8 protein-coding genes are annotated in these 10,171 nt (G+C 35.6%); 6 read left to right on the top strand and 2 right to left on the bottom strand.

The genetic code is table 11. From position 1 onward, the window contains the following. The 3 genes from H5S39_RS08970 to H5S39_RS08960 all read left to right on the top strand — a co-directional run. A partial coding sequence (locus H5S39_RS08970; RefSeq protein ID WP_231832879.1) for a glucose-6-phosphate isomerase occupies window positions 1–1,330 on the top strand: 1,330 nt, incomplete at its 5' end. 68 nt (window positions 1,331–1,398) lie between these two features. Then, window positions 1,399–1,605, top strand: a complete 207-nt coding sequence (locus tag H5S39_RS08965; RefSeq protein ID WP_182596762.1) for a hypothetical protein — start codon at window positions 1,399–1,401, stop codon at window positions 1,603–1,605. Window positions 1,606–1,700: 95 nt separating this feature from the next. After that, a complete protein-coding gene (locus H5S39_RS08960; protein WP_182596761.1) occupies window positions 1,701–2,882 on the top strand; it encodes an ROK family transcriptional regulator in 1,182 nt (393 codons plus the stop codon). A 127-nt stretch (window positions 2,883–3,009) separates the two neighbouring features. Here the strand turns inward: H5S39_RS08960 and H5S39_RS08955 are convergent, their stop codons facing one another. Beyond that, complete coding sequence (locus tag H5S39_RS08955; protein WP_182596760.1) at window positions 3,010–3,309, bottom strand: hypothetical protein; 300 nt, start codon at window positions 3,307–3,309, stop codon at window positions 3,010–3,012. Between the two features lie 95 nt (window positions 3,310–3,404). After that, entirely contained in the window at window positions 3,405–4,799 is a 1,395-nt protein-coding gene (locus H5S39_RS08950; RefSeq protein WP_182596759.1) for a sugar porter family MFS transporter, read from the bottom strand. A gap of 295 nt (window positions 4,800–5,094) precedes the next feature. On the opposite strand from H5S39_RS08950, the gene H5S39_RS08945 reads away from it, so the two are divergent. The 3 genes from H5S39_RS08945 to H5S39_RS08935 all read left to right on the top strand — a co-directional run bounded on the left by H5S39_RS08945 (window position 5,095) and on the right by H5S39_RS08935 (window position 10,144). After that, a complete protein-coding gene (locus H5S39_RS08945; protein ID WP_182596758.1) occupies window positions 5,095–6,003 on the top strand; it encodes an AraC family transcriptional regulator in 909 nt (302 codons plus the stop codon). Between the two features lie 185 nt (window positions 6,004–6,188). Continuing rightward, window positions 6,189–8,216: an alpha-glucuronidase gene (locus H5S39_RS08940; RefSeq protein ID WP_220477103.1), complete on the top strand. Its 2,028-nt coding sequence runs from the start codon at window positions 6,189–6,191 to the stop codon at window positions 8,214–8,216. Window positions 8,217–8,245: 29 nt separating this feature from the next. Further along, window positions 8,246–10,144 carry a sialate O-acetylesterase gene (locus tag H5S39_RS08935; RefSeq protein WP_182596757.1) on the top strand — a complete coding sequence of 633 codons (1,899 nt, stop codon included), beginning with the start codon at window positions 8,246–8,248 and terminating at the stop codon, window positions 10,142–10,144. The last annotated feature ends 27 nt before the right edge of the window (window positions 10,145–10,171 follow it).

The raw sequence follows: 10,171 nt of genomic DNA, 5'->3' as shown, positions 1-10,171 counted from the left end.
ATTAAAGCAATTCGTACATGATAATGAACTTGGTGAAATGCAAGCAATGGTTAACGCTGCTAATGATGAATTACGCAACGGAACAGGTGCTGGAGCGGACTTTCGCGACTGGCTCCACTTACCAACAGAATATGATAAAGAAGAATTTGCCCGAATTAAAAAGGCGGCCGCTAAGATTCAACGCGATTCGGATGTCCTGGTGGTAATTGGGATTGGTGGTTCATACCTTGGGGCCCAAATGGCAATTGACTTCTTGCACAATACCTTCTACCAAGCCCAAAAGGCGAAGGATCGGCAAGCACCATTGGTTGTCTTTGCCGGTAATTCCTTGAGTTCGACGTATGTGCATGACTTGATTCAATTGATTGGTGATAAGGACTTCTCAATTAATATTGTTTCTAAGTCTGGAACCACAACTGAACCGTCAATCGCCTTTCGGATTTTTAAGGACCTCTTAATTAAGAAGTACGGAGAAACCGAAGCTAATAAGCGGATCTATGCTACCACCGATAAAGCGAAGGGCGCTTTGAAGACTGAGGCTGATGCTCATGGTTACGAAACCTTTGTAATTCCGGATGGTGTTGGTGGTCGTTACTCGGTTCTTTCCGCAGTAGGGTTATTGCCAATCGCTGCTTCTGGTGCAGATATTGATAAGCTAATGGCCGGGGCTGCCCAAGCAGAAAAGGATTATGTTGATCCGGACTTAAGTAAGAATGAAGCCTACCAATACGCTGCTTACCGGAACATTCTTTACCGTAAGGGCTATGAAACCGAATTATTGGAAAACTACGAGCCGAACATGCGGATGTTTGCCGAATGGTGGAAGCAGTTAGCCGGTGAATCAGAAGGGAAGGACCAAAAGGGGATCTACCCATCCTCAGCTAACTTTACCACCGACCTGCACTCCCTTGGTCAATACATCCAGGAAGGGCGCCGGTTCTTAATGGAGACCGTTGTTAAGCTTGATAAGCCAAACCATGATATGGAAATCCCAACCGAACCTGATAACTTGGATGGTTTAGGCTACCTTGAAGGCAAGACAATGGATTACGTTAATACCAAGGCCTATGAAGCAGTTGTTGCGGCTCATACTGATGGTGGGGTACCCGTAATGACGGTTCACATTCCTGAAGAAGACGAGTACACATTAGGCTACTTGATTTACTTCTTTGAGGTAGCAATGGGAATTTCTGGCTACTTAAACGGCATTAACCCATTCAATCAACCAGGAGTCGAAGCCTATAAGACTAACATGTTTGGTTTACTCGGTAAGCCGGGCTATGAAGAAGTCGGCAAGGAATTACGGGCAAAGATGGATAAAAATGATTAATTAGCTCATTAAGAGGATGGATGGGAGACAATCCCGTTTCAGCCCCTTTTTATATATGGAGAATGATAATGAAAAAAGATGAACTAATTGAACACCGCGACCGGGTAAAAGATCATTTAGTTGTTTGGATTGTTTTGACGATATGTTTGCAGATTTTAACTATCTTTCGGTTATTAGCATTTTTGAAATACATTGTTTGGTTATCAGCGGCATACAGTGTCTTACTAATTATTTTATGGTGTTACCTTGAAATCAAGCTTTTAAAGATAAAGTAATAAATATTGGTGAAAGTGCCTAGTGATATAATATACTTAGTAAAACATGAATAGATATAATTTTATTAATATTTGAATGATAGAGGAACTTATAAATGATAAATGATCACCGAAACCTTTCACGAATACAAAATAAAAAACAAGTACTCCAGCAACTATTTAATAATAAAGAGACTTCGCGCGCTGAAATTGCGCGGCAGCTTAACTTAAATAAATCGACTGTTTCATCAATTTATGATGAATTAAATTCAGAAGGCTTTATTGAAGGTGTGCGGCAGGGAGACTCAACAAGTAATGGTGGTCGGAAGCCTCATTTAGTGCGGCTTAACTATAATTATGGATTTGTTGCTAGCTTTAATATTGGGACGTCTTATATGGCAGCAATGTTTAACTATCTTAACGGGGAGATAATTCAGTATAATCGAGCACCAATCGAAAAATTTGATATTCTGAACATCATGCAAATGATTAAAGAAGAAATTAGCAAATTACAAAGCGTTGATACCACCCAGCACGGGCTACTAGCAATTGCCTTTTCGATTCATGGAATTGTCTTTAATGATAAAGTAATTGATTCACCATTTTTAGAATTACAGGGGATTGACCTTGCAGAATACTTTAGTAATGAATTTGGTGTTCCAGTAGTACTTGAAAACGAAGCAAATCTATCAGCGGTTTTTGAACAAGACTTTGGTGTTAATCAAGATACCCGCAATTTGATTACAATTAGTATTCATCGTGGGATTGGAGTTGGTATCATTGCCGATCATAAGCTATATCGTGGCTATCGCGGAATGGCTGGTGAAATTGGCCGGAGCCTGATGACTAATGACCTTGATAATGGTTCACGGCAGCTAGTAAAGGTTGAGTCATTATGTTCAGAAGATGCGATTATTCGCCAAGTGATGAATGCAAAAGATCTGTCAGAACTATCGAGTGCTGAGTTAATTAAGCTATATCATGAAGATGATCAGGTAAAGCAAATTTTGAACCATGCAGCAGAGTTAATAGCAGAGGCTTCATACAATGCGATTGTTTCTTATGGTCCAGAAAAGATTTACTTTAATTCGACTCTTTTTGAAGATATTCCTGAGCTTTATAAGATGATTCGGGATAAATTATCTGAGTTTGGTATTGTTTCACCAATTCAAATGATCGAGGGCTCACGGATGACATCGCTGCTGGGGGCTAGTTCATTAGCAATTCATCGGGCATTAGGACTGGATAATTATTTGTTGCATTTTAAATGGCCAAAAGAAGTAAATAATGTAGACTAAAAAAGAGAGTGAGAACAGAACTTGCTTGTCTCACTTCTACAAAGTTAGCTGTGTTGTTATATTACTATCTTTAAAAATAGTAAAGAGACTGAGTTTTTTCAGTCTCTTTTTCAATTTATCGGAAAACTTAGATTAGTCCAAAGCGGTTTTTAGCAGCAGTATTAATGCATTCTGCCAGCTTTTCTTTTACGCTTTCTTGAGTTTGGGAGTCATTGATTTTGTCATTGTGATAAGCATCAATGATAATAGATTCCATCACTTGCTTGGGATCAGAGTTAATCTGAACATTGGTACAACCTGCTTTTTCTGCCGGGACGTCCTTAAAGGTTAATTTATATTTCTGATCACCGATTGTAATTGTGGTCTTACCACCCTTACCGAGTTGGTAGTCAAGTTCATTAGGAGTACAATCTTTGTATGTAACCATATTTATTCTCCTTTCAAACGTTTACAACATCTTTATTATAACATAATTTATGAAAAAGACCGGGCTTACATTATTCTGCAAGTCCGGCATTAATTTTATTTTTGCGTTAATGATTGTTTAGTAGTTAAAGTATTTTCTTTCTTTTGCGCTGCTTGATTCCGTAACCATTGTTCAATTGCTTCAAGAGATTTTCCTTGGGTTTCGAAGACCTTGGCATGGACAAACCAGATTGCAAGTAAGCAGAAGATTCCATAACCAATAAAGAGGGTTCCCTTGCCGAAGAAACTAAGGAGTGGCGGGAATGTTAAAGAAACAATCATGTTGGCAGTCCAGTTAACTCCAGCAGCAAATGAATTTCCTAGTCCACGAATGTTGAGAGGGAACATTTCACCGATCATTGTCCACATAATTGGTCCCCATGTTCCAGAGAAGGAAGCAATGTAAACAACCATTGAAAGGACGGCAACATCAGCAGCAAACTTTGACTCGCTAGAATGCATTAATCCCCAGCACATAATGAAAAGGGTAACTGCCATTAGCCAACCGCCGACGACGAGCATCTTTCGTCGACTAACACGGTTCATTAACCATATACCGATAACAGTGACGATAACGTTAAAGATACCGATCCAGATATGTGAAAGGAGGGCAAAGTGGACGCCAAATCCAGCATCAGTAAAAATTGTTGGTGCATAGTAAAGAACAGTGTTGCATCCCATAACTTGTTGGAAGATAGCTAATCCTATGGCAGCAACGAGGGCAGGACGGACCATTAAACCAAATAGCTCATTCCAGCCACCAGATTTGATCGCTGCCTGTTGTTGTATTTTCGCAATGTCTGCGTTAACAATGTTTTCGTCATTATTATTCATTGCCATTAATACAGCATGGGCGACCTTTTCCTTATTATTTCGAACAAGGTACCGTGGCGATTCTGGCAGGATAATCGCACCGAAGAATAAGATAGCAGCAGGAATAGCCGCAAATCCGAGCATCCACCGCCAACCAGTATATAGCCCCTGGAGCCAGTAGTTGAGTAGGTAAGCTAAAAGCAACCCCGACATTACCATTAATTGAAATAGCCCCGACATCATTCCACGCTTAGCTACAGGTGCTAATTCGGCAAGATAAGTAGGAATTAAGGCAGAAGCTGAACCGACAGCTAAACCTAAGACTATTCGTGTAATAATCAATGTCCAAAACTCCGGTGCAAGGCCTGAGCCGAGAGCGCCAATAAAGAATAGAATTGACGTAAACATCAATAATTTCCGGCGGCCAAAACGATCAGAGAAAGGACCGATTGTAATTGCCCCAATGATTGCCCCGAGTAATACGGCGGATACGACAGCTCCTTGTTGCCATGAATTTAATGATAATTGCTTTTCAATAAAAAGGATTGCCCCAGAAATAGAACCAGTATCATACCCGAAGAGTAATCCACCTAAGGCAGCAAAGAAGTATATCCACCCTGATGATAATTTATGTTTCATAATTAAGCTCCTAACTAATATATCCAAACAGCAGTAAAAGGTGTAAGTCAGTTATTTATATTAGTTAGTATGTATTTACGACTAACTTCAATTATGAGTATAGCATTTTTGCCACTTTTTTGAAAGTGCTTTCTTGTAACGGATATAATAAATTATAGTCAGAATATAACAAAAACTTAGATAAAAGCTAAGTTATAAATAAACAAATTTAGATTATAAATAAAACTAAACATGTGGCACTTTTTGACAGATAATATTAGTGATGAAGTAAAAATAACGGGAAGGAGTCATAAGGGTGCAAAACTTTATATCAATTCCGACAATTGAATCTGGATTATATATGTTTGGCGGTCATAGGCATACTGTAAACGGTGGCTGGTCTTTTTTTGAGCAAAGTCATCAAGTGATTGAATTGATGATTGTTACAAAAGGGCATCAACTAACGGAAATAAAGGATTCGCGTGTAGTTGACCTTGGACCGGGAGATGCAATTTTAATTGCACCTGGAACTTTACATACAAATAGGAATGCAGACAATCATAAGAAAATGACATATATGTGTCTACACTTTGATTTTGAAGATGTTGAATTGCGTTCAAAAATTATAGGACTTTTGGCTAATAAATTAATACCAGCACAGTCGAAATTGGCACATTTATCTGAAAAAATGTTGAATGATATTGTTGATATATGTAAGGATAAAGTCCATCGCAATGATTTTGAAGTTCAGGTTGATATTGAAATTATACTTTTACAATATTTGAAGCAGTTAAGTATTCTAGTACAGAAGATAAAAGGACATAATCTACCATTTACTGATAAGGAAGCCAAAGTAGGTCGAGATATCTCGGTCATGATTGAAGACTGGGTTAATAATGATGATATGAATTCTTCTTTTACTTTTAGTGATATTTGTTCAAATTTGCATATAAGTAGTGGATATGGGCACCGAGTTTTTAAGAAAGTTTATGGAATAACGCCATTAAGATTTATTGATAAAGAAAAATATCGAAAAGCACAGAGACTTCTCGAATATTCAGGAAATTCAATTGAGGAAATCGCATATATGACCGGAGCCGCAAATATTTCAATTTTTAGTAAACAATTTAAAAAGTGGTCAGGATATTCACCAAGTGAGTATCGAAAACAAATTTTGCACAAACGTACAGTTTATTCAAAAAATCAGACGGGGTATTTTGAATAATTTTTAATAAATATTCACTGTAGATAAGATCATAAATTGACAAATAATTGTCACTTTATGGTCTTTTTGCTTTTTGTGAAAACGGATACAATAAAAATGTGGATAAAGGTTTATTAGACTTTATCAGTTTAAACAACTAACTTGAATTATTATTATTTAATAACTACGAAAAAGGGGTGGATTAATTGGATAGTGCATGGCTTAACAATAGTAAAATACATGAGCAATTAAAAAATGATGTATTTATGTTGTTACCTAACCGAATAGAAGAAAATGACGTAGTAAAGAAACAACTTTATTCCGAAATTATTGAGTGGCTAAAGTTGCCTATAACATTTGACAAAGAAAATGCAAGTATTGTTCTAATAGAAAAGAAAAATAAATATACCAATGATGAGTCATTTGATATACAGAAAAAGAATGGACAGATAATTATTATCGGAAATACTAGTAAAGCGCTTATGTATGGCTTTTACTCTTTGATTCGAATGAAGTTAACTGGGAAATTAAAACTTGGAATTCATACACCTTCTCAAAGCTTAAGAATGATTAATCATTGGGACCAGACGGACGGCAGTATTGAACGTGGATATTCAGGAGCTTCAATTTTCTTTGGAAATCCTGATAAACTAAATAATCCTGACAAGGGTAATTTTAATGTAAAACTTATAAATGGTGATATTTTCAGACATGATACTAATAGACTATTATATTACGCACGCATGTTAGCATCTATTGGGATTAATTCAATTTCAATAAATAATGTGAATGTTAGAGGACAAGGTATTGAATTAATAACCAGTAAATATCTAAATGGCGTTCAAGAGATTGCCGATATTTTTAGAAAATTTGGTATAAAACTTTTCTTATCAGTAAATTGGGCAGCTCCTAAACTAATTGGCGGTTTAGAAACTTCAAATCCACTTGATGATAAAGTCAAAAAATTTTGGCGAAATATTTGTAAGAATATCTATTTGCATATCCCTGATTTTGGTGGATTTGTTGTTAAAGCGGATAGTGAGGGAGAACCAGGACCGTATCAATATGGCTGTAATCATGCACAAGGAGCTAATATGTTAGCAGATGCTATAAAGCCTTTTGGAGGATTAATTATTTGGCGAGCATTCGTTTACAATTCGCATCAAGATTGGCGTAATAGAAAAACTGATCGGGCAAAAGCAGCATTTGAAAATTTTGCGTCATTAGATGGAAAATTTGCAAGTAATGTTATTTTGCAGATGAAATTTGGACCTATTGACTTTCAAACGGCGGAACCTTTACAACCATTATTTGGAAAACTGAGAAATACAAATCAAATGATGGAATTTGAAATAACAGCAGAATATTTAGGACATCAAATTGATATTAATTATGTTCTTCCACAATGGTGTAAGATGATTAATTTTGATACTGAATATGAGGATTTACCCGATTCAAAAGCGGGAGCAATATTAAGAGAAACAGCAGTAGATTCAAATAATACTGGGATGGCAGCAGTAGGAAATATCGGAATGAGTGAACATTGGACTGGGAATCCACTAGCTCAATCTAACCTATATGGATATGGTCGACTTTGTTGGAATAATCGACTTTCAGCAGAAGAAATCCTTAAAGAATGGATAATACAAACGTTCCCGTCAATAAAGAAAAAGTCAAGAGATGAGGTTTACTCAATAATGATCACGTCTAATGAAACCTATACAGATTACTGCGCCCCATTAGGCGTGGGATTTATGGTAGTTCCTCATTACCACTATGGACCATCTGTTAATGGCTATGAGTATGATCGATGGGGAACCTATCATTTTGCAGATCGTAATGGTGTTGGTGTAGATCGAACGATGAAAACTGGTTCAGGTTTTGTAAGTATGTATTCTAAAAAATTAGCAAATAAATTTGAAAATCCAGATACAACACCGATGGATGTTATGTTATTTTTCCACCATTTAAACTACGACTTTATTCTCCCCAATAATAAAACCTTGATTCAAACAATTTATGACTTGCATTTTAGAGGATATAGGAATGTGAAAAAGTACGTAGAACAATGGGAATGCTTAAAGGGTGATATTGAAGAATCTATTTATAATACTGTACGAATTTGTTTAAATAAACAACTTGAGAATGCATTGGAATGGCGCGATCAAGTCAATACTTATTTCTATCGAATGTCGGGAGTAAAAGATAGTTTGGGAAGAAAGATATATTCTTAGAGATTTTTAGTTAGAAAGAAGAAATAAAAATGGAGGAGAGCGAGAAGTTAAAGCTTTCATCATTATTTAGTGATGGAGTTATATTGCAAAGAAATAAAACCAATATATTGTGGGGAAACTTCAAGAGAAAAGCATTAATAAATGTAGAATTTGAGGATAAAACATTATCTGCGAAATGCGATACTAATGGAAATTTTAAATTAAAGTTACCGGCTCATGAGGCAGGGGGACCCTTTGAACTAATTATTACATCGTTAAATAAAAAGATAGTTATTAAAGAAGTATATTTTGGCGATGTATGGTTATTGGCAGGACAATCTAATATGCAATTAATGTTTAATCGTTTATTAGAAAAGTATCCTAAAGAGCCTAGTAAAGCTAATGATAAATTAATTCATTACTTTAAAGTTCCAGAGCATTTTCAATTTAATGAACCAATGACTGATATTTATGAAGGAAAGTGGTTTGACGCAATAGGAAGTAATTTATTAAGCGTATCAGGTATTGGATATTTTTTTGCAAAATATTTACGAAAGTATTCCAACGTACCAATTGGAATTGTTCAAACAGCCGTGGGAGGAACATCAATCAGGTCTTGGATTAGTGAGAAGACGCTAAAAAATATAGGTGAAATGCCACATGATTATGATACTTTAAAAAATTTAAATGTAGTTAATCGCTATGTTAGGGAAAGTAATGCTTACCAAGATCAGTATGAAAATGATAGAAATACATTTGACTATGGACTGAAGGGTAACTGGGCTAAAAATCCGGTAAACTCCACTTGGCAAAGTGTTGATATTAACAAGGATTTTCCTGAAAAATTTAAAACTTCAGGTGTTGTATGGCTAAAAACAACTATTAAGGCTCCTGAGAATATGGTTAATCAAGATGGTATCTTGCATTTAGGAACATTGATTGATGCCGATGAAACTTTTATTGATGGAAAAAAGGTAGGGGAAATTGGTTATCAGTATCCACCTCGCTATTATAAAATTAGAAAAATTAAGCGGAAATTTGAAATAACCATTCGTTTAAAAATAGACCAAAAAATAGGTGGATTTAGAAAAGGAAAGAAACGTTATATTCAAAGTAATGGTAATATTCTAGATCTGAATAAATGTAATTGGTTTGCAAAAAGAGGATGCTCAATGCCTAGTCGTAAACAATGGTTTTTTCCACAATATTTACCCTCGGGACTTTTTAATGGCATGATTTATCCGTTAAGAAATTTCTCATTTGATGGAATTATATGGTATCAAGGCGAAAGTGATACTCATGAGCCTGTAAATTACGGAAAAGTATTTATTAAATTAATTCAAGAGTGGAGAAAGCTATTTAGTAATGATAAACTCCCATTTTTATTTGTTCAGTTACCAAATTGTGGCATTGAGCCAAATCATAATTGGGGAGAATTAAGAAATGAGCAAGAAAAAGCATTAGTTTTAGATAATACAGGAATGGCAGTTACTATTGGCGATGGTGAAGATAACGATTTACATCCCCTAAATAAGAAAGTAGTTGCAAAAAAACTTTTCAAATTAAGTGAGAGGATCAAAACGTGGTCGCATGGATGTGCTTCCGGACCAATAGCAGATCAAGCATATTTAGATAACGATAGAGTAGTTATTAAATTCAATACGTTTGGTAGAAAATTAGTGAGAGATGGAAAGCTAATATTTAAGTTATCACAATGTGGAACTCTATATGTCTTAAACGAATTTCAGGTTAATGATGAAAGTATAGTAGTAAAAATTCCTGAAGATATAAAGATTAAAGATAATACAGTCATTAGTTATGCACAAGAAAATACTGCCCATCCTAATTTATTTGATACTGATGGGAATTGTGCTGCACCGTTTAAATTAAAAATTAATAATTACTATCATATTCCAAGTGTTTTGACACACGTTTTGGAAGAAATGTAAGCGCTTTTATAAGGATGGAGTGAAAAT

The sequence above is a fragment of the Limosilactobacillus rudii genome (assembly GCF_014145455.1).
Lineage (GTDB): Bacteria > Bacillota > Bacilli > Lactobacillales > Lactobacillaceae > Limosilactobacillus > Limosilactobacillus rudii.
This window is presented reverse-complemented; position numbering and strand designations above follow the sequence as displayed.

Excerpts from the sequence above, each read along its gene's own strand:
- H5S39_RS08955 (WP_182596760.1), bottom strand. The coding sequence starts at position 3,309 with ATGGTTACATACAAAGATTGTACTCCTAATGAACTTGACTACCAACTC.
- H5S39_RS08935 (WP_182596757.1), top strand. The coding sequence starts at position 8,246 with ATGGAGGAGAGCGAGAAGTTAAAGCTTTCATCATTATTTAGTGATGGA.
- H5S39_RS08965 (WP_182596762.1), top strand. The coding sequence starts at position 1,399 with ATGAAAAAAGATGAACTAATTGAACACCGCGACCGGGTAAAAGATCAT.
- H5S39_RS08950 (WP_182596759.1), bottom strand. The coding sequence starts at position 4,799 with ATGAAACATAAATTATCATCAGGGTGGATATACTTCTTTGCTGCCTTA.
- H5S39_RS08960 (WP_182596761.1), top strand. The coding sequence starts at position 1,701 with ATGATAAATGATCACCGAAACCTTTCACGAATACAAAATAAAAAACAA.